This is a genomic window from Streptomyces sp. NPDC050145 (assembly GCF_044460245.1).
In the GTDB taxonomy this organism is placed as follows: Bacteria; Actinomycetota; Actinomycetes; order Streptomycetales; family Streptomycetaceae; genus Streptomyces.
Window position 1 is genome coordinate 448497 of sequence record NZ_JBITJS010000005.1, and the last position, 15824, is coordinate 464320.

At 71.1% G+C, this 15824-nt stretch carries 10 protein-coding genes; 5 read left to right on the plus strand and 5 right to left on the minus strand.

Features of this window, described 5'->3' with window-relative positions:
- The first annotated feature begins 80 nt into the window (after window positions 1-80).
- A complete protein-coding gene (gene pepN / locus ACIBTU_RS13490) occupies window positions 81-2648 on the plus strand; it encodes an aminopeptidase N (RefSeq protein WP_399126201.1) in 2568 nt (855 codons plus the stop codon).
- Window positions 2649-2850: 202 nt separating this feature from the next.
- A complete protein-coding gene (locus ACIBTU_RS13495; RefSeq protein ID WP_399126202.1) occupies window positions 2851-3900 on the plus strand; it encodes a hypothetical protein in 1050 nt (349 codons plus the stop codon).
- 13 nt (window positions 3901-3913) lie between these two features.
- On the opposite strand, the gene ACIBTU_RS13500 is transcribed toward ACIBTU_RS13495, so the two are convergent.
- The gene (locus ACIBTU_RS13500) at window positions 3914-5677 is read right to left on the minus strand and encodes a TIGR03767 family metallophosphoesterase (protein WP_399126203.1); all 1764 of its coding nucleotides are present in this window, start codon (window positions 5675-5677) and stop codon (window positions 3914-3916) included.
- 167 nt (window positions 5678-5844) lie between these two features.
- Window positions 5845-6312, minus strand: a complete 468-nt coding sequence (locus ACIBTU_RS13505) for an NUDIX hydrolase (RefSeq protein ID WP_399126204.1) — start codon at window positions 6310-6312, stop codon at window positions 5845-5847.
- A gap of 241 nt (window positions 6313-6553) precedes the next feature.
- Between ACIBTU_RS13505 and ACIBTU_RS13510 the strand changes: the two genes are divergently transcribed.
- A complete protein-coding gene (locus tag ACIBTU_RS13510; RefSeq protein ID WP_399126206.1) occupies window positions 6554-9865 on the plus strand; it encodes a S8 family serine peptidase in 3312 nt (1103 codons plus the stop codon).
- A 66-nt stretch (window positions 9866-9931) separates the two neighbouring features.
- Here ACIBTU_RS13510 and ACIBTU_RS13515 read toward each other — a convergent pair whose 3' ends face one another.
- Both ACIBTU_RS13515 and ACIBTU_RS13520 read right to left on the minus strand, forming a co-directional pair.
- On the minus strand, window positions 9932-10639 hold the full coding sequence (locus ACIBTU_RS13515) for a hypothetical protein (protein ID WP_399126207.1): 708 nt from the start codon (window positions 10637-10639) through the stop codon (window positions 9932-9934).
- 1 nt (window position 10640) lies between these two features.
- Complete coding sequence (locus tag ACIBTU_RS13520; protein WP_399126208.1) at window positions 10641-11153, minus strand: sigma-70 family RNA polymerase sigma factor; 513 nt, start codon at window positions 11151-11153, stop codon at window positions 10641-10643.
- A gap of 198 nt (window positions 11154-11351) precedes the next feature.
- On the opposite strand from ACIBTU_RS13520, the gene ACIBTU_RS13525 reads away from it, so the two are divergent.
- Window positions 11352-12374: an aspartate-semialdehyde dehydrogenase gene (locus ACIBTU_RS13525; protein ID WP_399126209.1), complete on the plus strand. Its 1023-nt coding sequence runs from the start codon at window positions 11352-11354 to the stop codon at window positions 12372-12374.
- Between the two features lie 85 nt (window positions 12375-12459).
- Here the strand turns inward: ACIBTU_RS13525 and ACIBTU_RS13530 are convergent, their stop codons facing one another.
- Window positions 12460-12981: a DUF1203 domain-containing protein gene (locus ACIBTU_RS13530; protein ID WP_399126210.1), complete on the minus strand. Its 522-nt coding sequence runs from the start codon at window positions 12979-12981 to the stop codon at window positions 12460-12462.
- A gap of 135 nt (window positions 12982-13116) precedes the next feature.
- Between ACIBTU_RS13530 and pepN (ACIBTU_RS13535) the strand changes: the two genes are divergently transcribed.
- Window positions 13117-15690: an aminopeptidase N gene (gene pepN / locus ACIBTU_RS13535; protein WP_399126211.1), complete on the plus strand. Its 2574-nt coding sequence runs from the start codon at window positions 13117-13119 to the stop codon at window positions 15688-15690.
- Window positions 15691-15824 lie beyond the last annotated feature (134 nt).

The following is a 15824-nucleotide window of genomic DNA, read 5'->3' on the forward strand; positions in this document are numbered from 1 at the left end:
CGAATGGGACGCGTGCGAGGATCATAGGCGTTCGAACGGTCCCACAAGGACCCGTCCAACGTCACGAAGGAGTGCCGCCCGTGCCCGGTGAGAATCTGTCCCGCGACGAGGCCCGCGAGCGGGCGGGTCTGCTGTCCGTCGACGGGTACGAGGTGGCCCTCGACCTGCGGTCCGCCGTCGGTGAGGCGCCGGGCGAGGGACCGCGCACCTTCCGTTCGGTGACCACGATCCGGTTCCGGGCGAACGAGCGCGGCGCGAGCACCTTCGTCGACCTGATCGCCCCGTCCGTCACGGCCGTCTCCCTCAACGGGGAGGACCTCGACCCGGCCGCCGTGTTCGACGGCAGCCGGATCCAGCTGGAGAACCTGGCGGAGGAGAACGAGCTGGTCGTCGACGCCCAGTGCGCCTACTCCCGCACCGGCGAGGGCATGCACCGCTTCGTCGACCCCGAGGACGGCGAGGTCTACCTCTACACGCAGTACGAGCCGGCCGACTCCCGCCGCGTCTTCGCCAACTTCGAGCAGCCGGACCTGAAGGCCCCGTACCGGTTCAGCGCGCAGGCGCCCGAGGGCTGGACGGTCTGGTCGAACGGGGTCGGTGAACTCACCGACGGCGTCTGGCGGTTCGCCGAGACGAAGCCGATCTCCACGTACATCACCGCGATCGTCGCCGGCCCGTACCACTACGTGACGGACACCTACACGCGCGGCGACCTCGAGATCCCGCTCGGCGCCATGTGCCGCAAGGGTCTCGCCCCGTACTTCGACGCCGACGACGTGTTCCTGGTGACGAAGCAGGGCCTCGACTTCTTCCACGAGAACTTCGACTACCCGTACCCCTTCGGCAAGTACGACCAGGCCTTCGTGCCCGAGTACAACCTCGGCGCCATGGAGAACCCGGGCATGGTCACCTTCCGCGAGGAGTTCATCTTCCGCGGCAAGGTCACCCAGGCCTCGTACGAGCGCCGGGCCAACGTGATCCTGCACGAGATGGCCCACATGTGGTTCGGCGACCTCGTCACCATGCAGTGGTGGGACGACCTGTGGCTGAAGGAGTCCTTCGCCGACTTCATGGGCTCGTTCTCCATGGTCGAGGCGACCCGGTTCGAGAACGGGTGGATCACCTTCGCCAACAACCGCAAGTCCTGGGCCTACCGCGCCGACCAGCTGCCCTCCACGCACCCGATCACGGCCGACATCCGTGACCTGGAGGACGCCAAGCTCAACTTCGACGGCATCACGTACGCCAAGGGCGCGTCGGTGCTCAAGCAGCTCGTCGCCTACGCCGGGCGGGACGCGTTCCTCGAAGGCGCGCGCCGCTACTTCAAGCGGCACGCGTACGGGAACACGCAGCTCGGCGATCTGCTGTCCGTGCTGGAGGAGACCAGCGGGCGGGACATGACGTCCTGGTCGCGGGCCTGGCTGCAGACCGCCGGGGTCAACTCGCTGACCCCGCAGGTCACGTTGAGCGGCGAGGGGCGGATCACCGAGCTCGCCGTGGTCCAGGAGGCCGCCGCGTCGCACCCGGAGCTGCGGCCGCACCGCGTGGCCGTCGGCCTCTACCGGCGCACCGTCGAGGGCGCCCTCGAGCGGTACGCGCGCGCCGAGGTCGACGTCGACGGGCCGCGCACCGTGGTGGGCGAGCTGGCCGGGGCCGAGGCGCCGGAGCTCGTCCTGGTCAACGACGACGACCTCACGTACTGCAAGATCCGCTTCGACGAGAACTCGCTGGCCACGCTGCGCGAGCAGCTCGGTGACATCAGCGACCCGCTGGCGCGCGCCCTGTGCTGGTCCGCGCTGTGGAACCTGACGCGGGACGCGCTCATGCCGGCCCGCGACTTCATCGGCCTCGTGCTGCGGTTCGCCGGGCGGGAGTCCGACATCGGCGTCCTGCAGATGCTGCACGCCTGGGCCCGCTCGGCGCTCACCCACTACGCGGCGCCCGACTGGCGCGCGGAGGGCGGGCGGCTGCTCGCCGAGGGCGCCGTCAAGGAGCTGCGGCTCGCCGAGCCGGGCAGCCAGCACCAGCTGACCTGGGCCCGCTTCTTCGCCTCCGTCGCCTCCGCCGAGGTCGAACTGCAGCTCCTCCAGGGGCTGTTGGAGGGCAGCGCGAAGATCGACGGGCTCGAGGTCGACCAGGAGATGCGCTGGGCGTTCCTGGAGACCCTCGCCACGTACGGCGTCGCCGACGAGACCGTCCTCGCGGACGAGCTGGCCCGCGACGACACCGCCTCCGGCAAGCGGCACCAGGTGCGCTGCCTCGCCGCGCGCCCCTCGGCGGCCGTCAAGGCGCAGGCCTGGGCGCAGGTCGTGGAGTCCGACGCGCTGAGCAACGCGCTGGTGGAGGCCACCATCGCCGGGTTCCAGCAGCCCTCCCAGCGGGAGCTGACCGCGCCGTACGCCGAGAAGTACTTCGCCGTCATCGAGCGGGTCTGGGACGAGCGGTCCATCCAGATCGGCATGGACGTGGTGCGGGGGCTGTTCCCCACCTTCCAGGACTCCGACGCGACGCTCGCGGCGACCGACGCGTGGCTGAGCGCGCGCGAGGACGCGGCGCCCGCGCTGCGCCGGCTCGTGCTGGAGGCCCGGGACGATCTGGCCCGGGCGCTGCGCGGGCAGGACTGCGACGCCGGGGCGGCCGTCTCGTAGCGGCTCCGGGTGCGCGGGGGCGCCCTTCGGGGCGCCCTGGCATCCGGTGTTACTGAATGCGGGTATGACAGGCCGTAACCCGCACGGCCGCCTGGCCTTTTCGGCCGGGCGGCCGTTCGACTTTAGGGCGAGCTTGTCCGGCTTTGTCGACGGGACGGTAACAGCGGTTAGCGGGGGCGGCCCGGCCGGGAAGGGCCTCGTCATGAACCACAACTCCCCCGCCCCGCTGTTCCCCCGTCCCTTGCGCGAGCTCGACCGTGTCCATGTGCGTGTCATGAGCGGCGCCCAGCTCAAGGCCCACGGTGTCGGCGCCGCCGCCGCGCAGGAACAGTGCCGGCCCGGTGGACCCTGGCGGCAGCTGCTGCCCGGCGTCTTCCTGCTGCACCCCGGTCCGCCGACCGGTGAGGAGCGGGTGCGTGCCGCGCTGCTGTACGCGGGGCGGCCCACCCGGCGGGGCGCCGGGAGTTCCGGTGGCGTGCCCGTGCAGCACGGTCCCGCCGAGGCGGCGCCCGACGCCCTGGTGACCGGGCTCGCCGCGCTCGCTCTGCACGGCTTCGCCTCCGCTCCCCCGCTGAACTCCGTCGATCACGTCGACGTGCTGGTGCCGCGCACGCGGCGCTTGCGGTCCACCGAGCTTGCGCGCATCGTGCGGGCCACCGTCCTGCCGACTCCCGTGGTGCTGCAAGGAGTTCCGGTCGCTCCCGTCGCCCGGGCGCTCGCCGATGCCGTCGCCCAGCTCGGCGACGCGGCGGCCGTGCGGCGGCTGCTGACGGAGGCGGTGCGGGGGCAGTTCTGCGAACCCGCCGTCGTCGTACGCGAGTTGACGCAGGCACGACTGCTGACACGGCCTCATGTCGTGGACGCCGTCGACTCCTTGCTCGCCGAGGGGCGTGCCATCGCCGAGGACCGGCTCTACGCCATGGTGCGCGAGCACGACCTGCCCGCGCCGCTGTGGAACGTGGACCTGCGGCTGCCCGGCGGGCCGCATCTCGGCGGCGTCGACGCCTTCTGGCCCGACCAGTCCGTCGTCCTCGAGCTCGACGCGCGGGCGCCCCGGCAGGAGGAGGACTCCGTCTGGATCGAGTACGCGCGCAAGCGGGAGCACCTCGAACGGCTCGGGATCACCGTCGTGCACCTCACCCCGCGCAAGCTCCGCGAGTCCATGGAGCAGCAGGCCGCCGTGGTGCGGACCGCCCTCATGGCCGCCGGGGACCGGGATCCGGCGGCCTACGTCGTCGTCCTGCCCCGGTGAATCAGGTCTGGAATCAGCTTTTGCGCAGGACCAGTTCCGTGTTGCGGTCCTTCGGCTTGCCGCCCAGCGTCGTGCGGGCGCCCGGCGCGTTGAAGGACAGCTCCCTGTAGAGCGAGGCCAGGTTCGTCGCGGTGAGGTGCGTGGGGGTCGCCTTGTACGGGGCCGCCGATTCGATCAGCGTCGTGAACAGGGACAGGGTGCCGTCGTGGTTGTCCGCGATCTCGATCACCCGGGCCAGTTGCGGGAAGTCGACGTGTGACGCCGTCGAGATCTCCCAGAAGCCGTGGGCGCCGTCCGCGCCCTGGTGCGGGGTGATCTTGTTCTTGTGGCTGTGGCCGTTCACCCAGGCGAGGACGGGGCGGTGGCCGGCGAGGAGTGCGGTCAGCTCCGCGCCGCCGTGGCGCTTCTCGCGCGGGCGCTGCGGGTCCGGGTTGAGGTTGCGCATCGACTTGCTCGTGTGGTGGGAGAAGACGATCACATGGGCGTGGTCCGCTTCAGCCCGGTCCAGTTGGGCCTTCAGCCAGGTGAGTTGGGCCGCGCCGATCGAGCCCTCGTAGTGGCCGCCCGGGTCCGTCGTGTCCAGGCTGATGCCCCGCACTCCGGGCGCGACGGTGAACGTGTAGTACTGCGTGCCCTGGTCCAGGTTGGCCTGCGTGTAGCCGTGGCCCAGCGGGCCCGCGCCCCGGTGCGCCGGGTCCAGGTGCGCGGCCAGGTACTCGGCCGGGGTGAAGGGGGCGCGGGACTCGTCCGGGGTGACCTTGCGCATCTCCCGGGACCGGGCCGTCAGCAACTGCTTGAACGCCGCGCCCTTCAGGTCGCCGCCGCGCTCCACGTTGTCCCAGATCGCCTCGCCGTCCGCCGTGGGGAGCTCCATCAGCTTGCGGTCGCCCACGGCGAACTCGGCGAAGAAGGGGTCCGCGGGGGCGTAGCAGCCGCCGGGGAGCGCGTCGTGGTTGCCGACCGTCGAGTACCACGGGATGTTCAGTCCCGGGCTCCGGAGCGGGCTGATCGCCGCCTTCAGGAAGCCTTCGATGTGCGGGAAGGCATGGGCCTGCTTGTCGTTGTCCCGGAGCTTGGAGTCCGGGTGCCAGTACAGCTTCAGTCCGCTGTTCTGCACTCCTTCGTAGTGGGCCGGGTCTCCCGTGTTCGGCGTGATGCCGCCGCCGCTCATCGTCTTCAGGAACCAGTCGAGTTCGCAGCGGGCGTTGTTGTCCGTGTTGTCGCCCGTCGTCATCACGCAGTGCAGGGGGGACGCCGTCACCGGGCCGCCCTGGAGGCTGTTCACCCGCTCCACGAGGGAGATCGCGCCCGCGACCGAGAGTGCCTCCTGGGGGCGCCAGGCGCTGGACGTCGCTCCGCGCAGGTACTCGTAGCGCAGCGGGTTCTGTACGTCCACGAGGTGCATGTCCGTGAACTGGACGAACGTGGCGAGCGGTGTGCGGCGGGTCTCCCTGCTCCGGTGCGGGGCCGCCAGGTCGTCGCGGGTCACCCTCGCCCAGCCGGGGCCCGCGGTCAGGTGGCGGTAGGCGTGGGTGGGGGCCGTGTGCGGGGTCGCCGTCTCGGCCAGGGTCGTGCCCTGCGTGTACGGGGCCCTCGTGACGGGCGTCGTGGTCGTACGTGCCCGGGTGGCGGGCGGGTTCGTCGGGCCGGCGGCTGCTTCGCCGGGGGCGCCCAGCGCGTAGCCGAGGCCCGCGGTGAGGGTGGCTGCGCCGGTTGCGGTCAGTAGGGTGCGGCGGTCCAGTCGTACGGCTTGCGTGACAGAGCGTGTGCGCGGCATGGCGCGGTCTCCCCTGGTGCGGACGCGGCGACAAGTTCCGTCTTGGATGCTTGGCACCGGGGGTGGCCTGCGCGTGAACGGCGACGCAACGGGCGTCGCCTATCGGCGTACTTGGATCAGGAGGCTCGCAGTGTTGGGGGCGAAGGTGGGGCGCGGCTCCGTGGCCGTCACTCCGTGTTCACCTCGCGGGGAAGGACGTGGCCCGTCGGGGGGCGGGTGCGCCAGAGTTCGAGGCCCACGTCCACCAGCTCGACGCGGGGCAGTTCGGTCACCGCGTCCAGGTCGTGCCATGCGGCCATGTCGGTCGAGCCGTTCTCCTCGTGGCGCAGGGTGCCGCCCGTGATCTCGCCCTCGTAGACGAGGCGGAGGCCGTGGAAGTCGGCGACCTTGCCGAGCTTGCGGGGGTAGCGGCGCAGGACCGAGTGCACGCCGATGAGGGTGCCGGGCGTGAAGGCGTAGCCCGTCTCCTCCTCGACCTCGCGGATCACCGTGTCGTACGGGTCCTCGCCGTGGTCCATCCCGCCGCCGGGCAGCGTCCAGCGCTTCGTGCCGTCGCCCGCGACCCAGCGGGCCAGGAGAATCCTGCCGTCGCGCACGCACACGGCGTAGGCCGCCACCCGCAGCTCTTTATGCATCCCCTGACGCTAAGACCTGTTCCGCGATGACGCGTGGCCGATGTCAAAGTTGCGGCGCACGGAGACGGTGCGACCGGTGGTCCGCTTGGTGCCGGTTTGCCGCGTGTGGCGTATGGCGGGTCTACGCCACGGCCTGAACCCGCCTCGGGCAAGTCTCCCCAAAGTGTGGTCACTTACGTAAAGCTGAGCGGTCATCCGGCACCGAAATCCGGATCCCTTTCGATCTCACCTTGGGATGCTGATGACCTCCGATCCCCAGCACGCGCCGATATCCGGTGCGAGACGCGCGGCCCGGCTCGCGGCCGCCGCCGGCCTCGTGGCCGCGCTCACCGCGGCCGGGCCGATACCCATGGCCCTCGCCGCCGATTCACCGGCCGCCGACCCTGCCGTCAAGGCCTCGAGCGACAAGCTCGGCGCCCAGGACGCGGAACTTCTCGCCGACGCCCAGGCCGACGGCAAGAAGAACGTGACCGTCATGGTCGCCACCGCGCCCGGCAGGACCGAGGCCGTGGCCGACCAGCTGGACTCCGTCAAGGGCGGCTCCGTCGGCCGCACCTACGACAAGCTCGGCTACGTGCGGGCCACCCTGCCGACCGGCCGGGCCGAGGCGGCCATCAAGGCCGCCGAGAAGCTCGACTCGGTGCACGGCATCGATCTCCGGCAGGAGATCGCGCTCGACGACCCGACTCCGGCCGCCGACTCGGCCAAGGGGGCCGAGGCTGCTTCCGGTTCCGCCGCCGGGCCCGGCGCCGACACCGCCGCCAAGAACCCGTACAACCCCTCGTTCGAGACCGGGGCCGTCGACTTCGTCGCGGACAACCCGAAGGCCGACGGGCGCGGTGTCACCATCGGCATCCTCGACTCCGGCGTCGACCTCGGGCACCCCGCGCTCCAGAAGACCACCACGGGCGAGCGCAAGATCGTCGACTGGGTCACCGCGACCGACCCGATCGTGGACGGCGACAAGACCTGGCGGCCGATGGTCACCTCCGTCGCCGGGCCCACGTTCACGGCTAACGGCCGGACGTACAAGGCGCCTTCGGGCACCTTCGGGTTCAGCACCTTCAAGGAGAGCGACACCGCGGGCGGCGACGCCAAGGGTGACGCGAACCGCGACGGCGACACGACCGATGTCTGGGGCGTGCTGTACGACGCCGCCAAGGGCACCGTCACCGTGGACGTCAACGACAACGGTGACTTCACCGACGACGCCGCCATGAAGCCGTACAAGGACGGCTACCAGGTGGGGTACTTCGGGACCGACGACCCCAAGACGGACGTCGTCGAGCGGCAGCCCTTCGTGGTCGAGATCCGCAAGAGCGTTCCGATGGATCCGTACGGTGGCGACTGGGTCGGCAAGAAGGTCGACTTCGTCAACATCGGCGTCATCGAGTCCGAGCACGGCACGCACGTCGCCGGTATCACCGCCGCCAACTCCCTGTTCGGCAACAAGAAGATGAACGGTGCCGCGCCCGGCGCCAAGCTCGTCTCCTCGCGTGCCTGCTCCTGGAGCGGTGGCTGCACCAACGTCGCCCTGACCGAGGGCATGATCGACCTCGTCACCAAGCGTGGTGTCGACATCGTCAACATGTCGATCGGTGGGCTGCCGGCGCTGAACGACGGCAACAACGCCCGTGCCGAGCTGTACACGCGGCTGATCGACCAGTACGGCGTGCAGCTGGTCATCTCGGCCGGCAACTCCGGGCCCGGTGCCAACACCATCGGTGACCCCGGGCTCGCCGACAAGGTGCTGTCGGTCGGCGCCTCCATCTCCAAGGAGACCTGGGCCTCCAACTACGGCTCCGTCGTCGAGAAGCCGTACGCGATGATGCCCTTCTCCTCGCGCGGTCCGCGTGAGGACGGCGGCTTCGCGCCGGCCATCACCGCGCCGGGTGCCTCCATCAACACCACCCAGACCTGGCTGCCGGGCTCCCTGGTCGCCGAGGCGGGCTACGCGCTGCCGGCCGGCTACTCGATGCTCCAGGGCACCTCGATGGCCTCCCCGCAGGCCGCCGGTGCCTCCGCGCTGCTGATCTCCGCCGCCAAGCAGAAGAAGATCGACCTCACCCCCGCGAAGCTGCGCACCGCGCTGACGTCGACCGCTCACCACATCAAGGGCGAGCAGGCCTACGCCGAGGGCTCCGGTCTCATCGACGTCGTCGACGCCTGGGACTCGATCCGGGACGGCGCCACCGCGCACACGTACGCGGTCAAGGCTCCGGTCGACACCGCCATCGACTACGCGCTCAAGACGCCCGGCTTCGGTACCGGTCTCTACGACCGCGAGGGTGGCCTGAAGGCCGGTGAGCGGAAGACCTACGAGGTCACCGTGACCCGTACCTCCGGCTCCTCGAAGCCCGTTCTGCACCAGCTGTCCCTCGCGAACAACTCCGTTGGCACCTTCCGCATCGCCGGGCCCACCCGCGTGTGGCTGCCGCTGAACAAGCCGGTCACCGTCAAGGTCCAGGCCACCCCGGAGTCCGCCGGTCTGCGCAGCGCGATCCTGCGCGTCGACGACCCGGCCACCGAGGGCGTCGACCAGCAGGTCCTCGCCACCGTCGTCGTCTCGACGCCGCTGGCCAAGCCCGCGTACACGTTCCAGGCGAAGGGCTCGGTGCAGCGCAACAGCACCACCTCGTACTTCGTCACCGTCCCCGAGGGCGCCAAGTCGCTCCAGGTGCGGATGAGCGGGCTGAAGGAGAAGAGCCAGACCCGGTTCATCTCCATCCACCCGTACGGCGTTCCGGTCGACGAGACCTCCACGCCGAGCTGCTACCCGAACTACGAGAACCCGGCCAACACCTGCCGCCCGGACCTGCGTTCCTACGCGGACCCGCAGGCCGGTGTCTGGGAGATCGAGGTCGAGTCGCGCCGTACGTCGCCGCTGCTCGACAACCCGTACACGCTGGACGTCGAGGCGCTCGGTGCCGCGTTCGACCCGGCCGTGCAGACGCTCCCCGAGGCGAAGGTCGGTACCCCGGCCGACGTCTCGTGGAAGGTGACGAACAACTTCGCCGCGATCGACGGCGGCAAGCTCCAGGGCGGTCCGCTCGGCTCCTCGAAGTCGGCGCGGCCCACCATCGCCGGCGGTGCCACGCAGACGACCACCGTCGAGGTGCCCGAGGGCACCGAGCGGCTCGACGTCAGCATCGGCAACGTCTCCGACCAAGCCGCCGACCTCGACCTCACGGTCCTCAAGGACGGCAAGCCGGTCGCCTCGTCCGCCGACGGCGACTCGGAGGAGTCCGTCAGCATCGACAAGCCGGCCGCCGGTACGTACACGGTGGAGGTCGCCGGTTACTCGGTGCCGTCCGGTTCGACCGCGTACGACTACGTCGACGTCTTCTACTCGCCGTCCCTCGGCACGGTGAAGGTCGACGAGTCCAAGCCCGTGTCGCTGGCCAACGGTGCGTCCACGGACGTCACCGCCCAGGTCACCGCCGCGGCCGCCGCGCCGGAGGGCCGTGAGTTCTTCGGCCAGGTGCAGCTGCTGAACGAGCGCGGCGTCGCCGCGGGCGTCGGCAACGTGAAGATCGAGAAGGTCACCCCGTAACAGTCAGGGTGGCCCGGTAGGGGCGGGCGCCGGTCTCCGTGACCGGCGCCCGCCTCTCTTTTTGCTTCAGCCTTCTTTGCCTCCGCCCTGGTCGCACGGCAGGTTCTTCGCTCCGGGGAGCGCCTCGACGACCATCGTGCGCAGCGGGGTGCGGTCCTCGCCCAGGGCCCAGTTGTCCGGCTCACGGGAGCCCACGGGGATGCTGATCAGGGGGCGGTCGCCCGGCTTCAGGCGCGGCAGCACGTCCCGGTCCATCGGGAACGTCACCGTCCGCGCCCCGGTCTCCGGCTTGAAGTACCGGGTGACGCGCAGCGTGATCCGGTCCTGGCGGGTGCCGGGCACGGGGTCGACGCGGGTCACCGTGCCCTCGGCGATGAGAGCCGAGCAGGCCACGAAGCCCTCGGGGCTCCGCTTGGCGTCCTCCCCCGCCTTGGCTCCGGCGGCCTTGTCGGCGCTGCTCAGCGAGGAGGTACCCGCCCCGTTCACCCCCAGCCACACCAGGCCGCCCGCGAGCGAGGCCGCACAGGCGGCGACCAGGGCGCCGACCGCGATGCGCAAGGGGCGGCGCCGGCGGGCGGGAGCCCGGGCCGGGATCGGAGCCGGGCTCCGGGTCGGCTCCTCGCGGGCGGCGAGGGTGTCGCCCAGGCCGTGCAGCTGATCGCGGAGAAAGGCGAGGTCGGCCTCGATCGCGGCGGTCTCCGGATCGTCCCCGGGCAGCGGCTCACCGCCGATGGCCCGCATCAGGAGCCGGTCCTCGTGCGTCTCGTCCGGCACGTCACACCACCTCCTGTTCGTGCAGCCGGGCCCGCAGCGCCCGGACCGCCGTGTGCAGCCGGCTCTTGACCGTGCCCTCGGGCACGCCGAGCTCCGCCGCGATGTCGCGGACCGGCAGATCCGCGTAGAAGCGCAGCACGACCACCTGCCGCTGCTGGTCGGGCAGCTGGTCCAGGCCCTGCGCGACCGCCATGGACAGGACGCGGGTGTCGGCCGCGTCCCGGGCGTTCTCCTGGCGCAGGGACGCCAGGCGCTCGCCGAGGCGTTCCTGCCGGCGGCGCGCCCGGTGCCAGTCCATGGCCAGGTTGGAGGCCACGACCGCCGCCCACGCCGACACGTCGCGCGGCGCCTCCTGGCCCTTCGCCGCCCGCTCCAGAAGGCGCAGCCGCACCTGCTGCACGCCGTCCGGCAGGTCCGCGTAGGGCACCCCGCCCAGCGAGAGGACGGCCCGCACCCGGTCCTCGACCGTCGCGTCCAGCGGGTCGTCGGCCCGTCCGCGCCCCGCTCTGCGCATGCTCCGCAGCAATGCCCCTCCCCCTTGCTTCGTGTGTCCTACGACGCCGGAGGCCCCCGAAAGGTTCAAGGGATTCTGTGGCCTGTCGCACAGCGTCCCGAGGGCCGGACAATGGATTGGACAAGTCGGGTCTGGACAGACGCATCATGGACGTACCCCCAGGCCGGATGGCCGCACGCACGTACGGAGGAACCTGTTGTGAAGGTCGGAATCGTCGGAGCCACCGGTCAGGTCGGCACGGTCATGCGCAAGATCCTGGTCGAGCGGGCCTTCCCGATCGAGGAGCTGCGCCTTTTCGCCTCCGCGCGCAGCGCCGGGTCGGTCCTGGACGGTGTGACGGTCGAGGACGCGTCGACGGCCGACTACTCGGGCCTGGACATCGTGCTGTTCTCCGCCGGTGGCGCCACGTCGAAGGCGCTCGCGGAGAAGGTCGCCTCGCAGGGCCCCGTCGTGATCGACAACTCGTCCGCCTGGCGCAAGGACCCCGAGGTCCCGCTGGTCGTGTCCGAGGTCAACCCGCACGCGATCGCGAACCGCCCCAAGGGCATCATCGCCAACCCGAACTGCACGACCATGGCCGCCATGCCCGTGCTGCGTCCGCTGCACGACGAGGCCGGTCTGGAGGCGCTGGTCGTCGCCACGTACCAGGCCGTGTCCGGTTCGGGCCTGGCCGGTGTCGCCGAGCTGCACGGGCAGGCGCAGAAGGTCGTCGCCGACGCGGACAAGCTGACGCACGACGGCGGCGCCGTGGACTTCCCGGAGCCGAACGTCTACAAGCGCCCCATCGCGTTCAACGTGCTGCCGCTGGCCGGCGCGATCGTGGACGACGGGCTGAACGAGACGGACGAGGAGCAGAAGCTCCGCAACGAGTCCCGCAAGATCCTCGAGATCCCCGAGCTGAAGGTCTCCGGCACGTGCGTCCGGGTTCCCGTCTTCTCCGGGCACTCGCTGCAGGTCAACGCCCGTTTCGCCCGTCCGCTGAGCGTCGAGCGCGCCACCGAGCTGCTGGGCGCGGCCGAGGGTGTCGAGCTGTCGGACATTCCCACGCCGCTGCAGGCCGCCGGTCAGGACGCCTCGTTCGTGGGCCGTATCCGGGGCGACGAGACGGTCGAGAACGGTCTGGCGCTGTTCATCTCCAACGACAACCTCCGCAAGGGCGCCGCGCTGAACGCGGTGCAGATCGCGGAGCTGGTGGCGCAGGAGCTGTCCGCCGAGAAGTAGGGGGCACGTCCTCCGTCGTCAGGGGCGGTCGCCGGTTCTTCCGGCGGCCGCCCCTGACGTGTGTCCGGGTCCGGGTCCGGCCCGGTCAGCGGGCCTGTGGGCGTTCGACCGCGAAGTGGAGGCAGCCGTACTCCACCGCCCTGACGTGGACGAGGACCACCTCGGGGTCGGCGAAGGCCTCGTCGAGGGCTGCGTCGAAGCCCGCCGTCGCGTCGGCGGGGATCTCCAGGAGGCGGCCGCCCGCGATGTGGCCGCGGGCGTCGTAGCGGCGCAGGGTGCGCAGGGCGCCGGGGCGGTCGAAGGGGTAGTGGTCGGGGTCGGGGACGTGACCGGGGCAGTCCTCGGGGTCGGCGTGGAGGAAGACGGGGCCCTGTTCGTCGTAGGCGCCGGGGTGCGCTCCGGTCGCGGCGGCCCAGCGGCGCAGCGGGGCGTAGGAGACGAGGGCGATGCGCTCGCCGGGCTCGATGGGCCGCAGGCAGCAGCGGAGCGGGGAGCCCGCGTCTGCGTCGGTCGCGGTGTAGGGGGCGCAGGGGCGGCCCGCGTCGTCGGTGGTGCGCAGTTCCTTGAGCGCGGTGGCTGCGATGGGCTGTGCGTCGTACCTGGTCATGTCCTCCACGGTGGTGCGTGGTGCGCGGTTTCACCGGCGGAAAATGGACATCGCCTTCCCGTACCCCTCGTGGAAGGATGACCCGAAACGTCACAAGCGTAGACCGCCAGTAGAACCGCCATTGGAGATGACCGCGTGCCTGGGACCAACCTGACCCGTGAAGAGGCGCAGCAGCGGGCGAAGCTGCTCACCGTTGACTCCTACGAGATCGATCTCGACCTCTCGGGCGCCCAGGAGGGTGGCACCTTCCGGTCGGTGACCACCGTCCGCTTCGCGAGCGCGGAGGCGGGTGCCGAGACCTTCGTCGACCTGATCGCCGACGCCGTGCGCGAAGTCGAGCTGAACGGGCGGTCGCTGGACGCCGCCGCCGTGTTCCGGGACTCCCGGATCGCGCTGACCGACCTGGCCTCGGGGCCGAACGAGCTGCGGGTGGTCGCCGACTGCGCGTACACGAACACGGGCGAGGGCCTGCACCGCTTCGTGGACCCGGTCGACGAACAGGCCTATCTGTACACGCAGTTCGAGGTGCCGGACGCGCGGCGGGTGTTCGCGTCGTTCGAGCAGCCGGACCTGAAGGCGACGTTCCAGTTCACCGTGAAGGCACCGGCGGGCTGGACCGTGATCTCCAACTCGCCGACGCCGGAGCCCAAGGACGACCTGTGGGTGTTCGAGCCGACGCCGCGGATCTCCACGTACATCACGGCGCTGATCGCGGGCCCGTACCACGCGGTGCACTCCTCGTACGAGAACGCGGAGACGGGGCAGTCGGTGCCGCTGGCGATCTACTGCCGGCCGTCGCTGGCCGAGTTCCTCGACTCGGACGCGATCTTCGACGTGACGCGGCAGGGCTTCGACTGGTTCCAGGAGAAGTTCGACTACGCGTACCCGTTCGCCAAGTACGACCAGCTCTTCGTGCCGGAGTTCAACGCAAGCGCGATGGAGAACGCGGGCGCGGTCACGATCCGCGACCAGTACGTGTTCCGGTCGAAGGTGACGGACGCCGCGTACGAGGTGCGGGCGGCGACGATCCTGCACGAGCTGGCGCACATGTGGTTCGGCGACCTGGTCACCATGGAGTGGTGGAACGACCTGTGGCTGAACGAGTCGTTCGCGACGTTCGCCGAGGCGGCCTGCCAGGCGTACGCGCCGGGTTCGCAGTGGCCGCACTCGTGGACGACGTTCGCGAACTCGATGAAGACCTGGGCCTACCGGCAGGACCAGCTGCCCTCCACGCACCCGATCATGGCCGACATCCGTGATCTGGACGACGTGCTGGTCAACTTCGACGGCATCACGTACGCCAAGGGTGCGTCGGTGCTGAAGCAGCTCGTCGCGTACGTCGGCATGGACGAGTTCTTCCAGGGTGTGCAGGCGTACTTCAAGCGGCACGCGTTCGGGAACACGCGGCTGAGCGATCTGCTGGGCGCCCTGGAGGAGACCAGTGGGCGTGACCTGAAGGCCTGGTCGAAGGCGTGGCTGGAGACGGCCGGTATCAACGTGCTGCGGCCGGAGATCGAGACGGACGAGCACGGTGTCATCACCTCGTTCGCCGTCCGGCAGGAGGCGCCGGCGCTGCCCGAGGGCGCGAAGGGCGAGCCGACGCTGCGTCCGCACCGCATCGCGATCGGTTTCTACGACCTGGACGACGAGAGCGGCAAGCTGCTGCGCGGCGAGCGCTTCGAGCTGGACGTCACGGCGACGGAGTCGAGCGAGGTCGCCGAGCTGGTCGGCAAGCACCGCCCGGCCGTGATCCTGCTGAACGACGACGACCTGTCGTACGCGAAGGTCCGGCTGGACGAGAAGTCGCTGGCGTACGTCGTGGAGCACCTCGGTGACTTCGAGGCGTCGCTGCCGCGTGCGCTGTGCTGGGCCTCGGCCTGGGACATGACGCGGGACGCGGAGCTGTCCACGAGCGCGTACCTGGACCTGGTGCTCTCGGGTGTCGCCAAGGAGTCCGACATCGGTGTGGTGCAGTCGCTGCACCGGCAGGTGAAGCTGGCGATCGACCTGTACGCGGACCCGGCCCGCCGGGACGCGCTGCTGACCCGCTGGACGGAGGCGACGCTCGCGCATCTGCGGACGGCCGAGGCGGGCGGCGACCACCAGCTGGCGTGGGCGCGCGCGTTCGCGGCGACGGCCCGTACGCCGGAGCAGCTCGACCTGCTGGAGGCGCTGCTCGACGGCTCGGAGGTCATCGAGGGCCTGGCCGTGGACACGGAGCTGCGCTGGGCGTTCGTGGAGCGGCTCGCGGCGGTGGGCCGGTACGACGAGGCGGAGATCGCCGCGGAGTACGAGCGGGACCGTACGGCGGCGGGTGAGCGGCACGCGGCGACGGCGCGGGCGGCTCGTCCGACGCCGGAGGCGAAGGAGGCGGCGTGGGCCTCCGTCGTGGAGTCGGACCAGTTGCCGAACGCGGTGCAGGAGGCCGTGATCGCGGGGTTCGTGCAGAGCGATCAGCGGGAGCTGCTGGCCTCGTTCTCGGAGCGGTACTTCTCGGTGCTGGCCGGGGTGTGGGAGTCGCGGTCCCACGAGATCGCGCAGCAGATCGCGATCGGGCTGTACCCGTCGCTCCAGGTCTCGGAGTCGACGCTGGCGGCGACGGATTCCTGGCTGGAGTCCGCTGGGCCGAACGCGGCGCTCCGTCGCCTTGTCTCGGAGTCCCGCGCGGGTGTGTCCCGGGCGCTTGCTGCGCAGGGCGCTGACGCGTAACGCCTACGGTCCGGGGGCCGCGCGTTTCTTGCGCGGCTCCCGGCCGGTGGGGGGGGGGGGGGGGGGGGGGGGGGGGGGGGGGGGGGGGGGGGGGGGGGGGGGGGGGGGGGGGGGGGGGGGGGGGGGGGGGGGGG

What these genes read in the sequence shown, in the direction of transcription:
- ACIBTU_RS13495 (WP_399126202.1), top strand. Translation starts at nt 2,851, where the DNA reads ATGAACCACAACTCCCCCGCCCCGCTGTTCCCCCGTCCCTTGCGCGAG.
- ACIBTU_RS13500 (WP_399126203.1), bottom strand. Translation starts at nt 5,677, where the DNA reads ATGCCGCGCACACGCTCTGTCACGCAAGCCGTACGACTGGACCGCCGC.
- ACIBTU_RS13505 (WP_399126204.1), bottom strand. Translation starts at nt 6,312, where the DNA reads ATGCATAAAGAGCTGCGGGTGGCGGCCTACGCCGTGTGCGTGCGCGAC.
- ACIBTU_RS13510 (WP_399126206.1), top strand. Translation starts at nt 6,554, where the DNA reads ATGACCTCCGATCCCCAGCACGCGCCGATATCCGGTGCGAGACGCGCG.
- ACIBTU_RS13520 (WP_399126208.1), bottom strand. Translation starts at nt 11,153, where the DNA reads ATGCGCAGAGCGGGGCGCGGACGGGCCGACGACCCGCTGGACGCGACG.
- ACIBTU_RS13530 (WP_399126210.1), bottom strand. Translation starts at nt 12,981, where the DNA reads ATGACCAGGTACGACGCACAGCCCATCGCAGCCACCGCGCTCAAGGAA.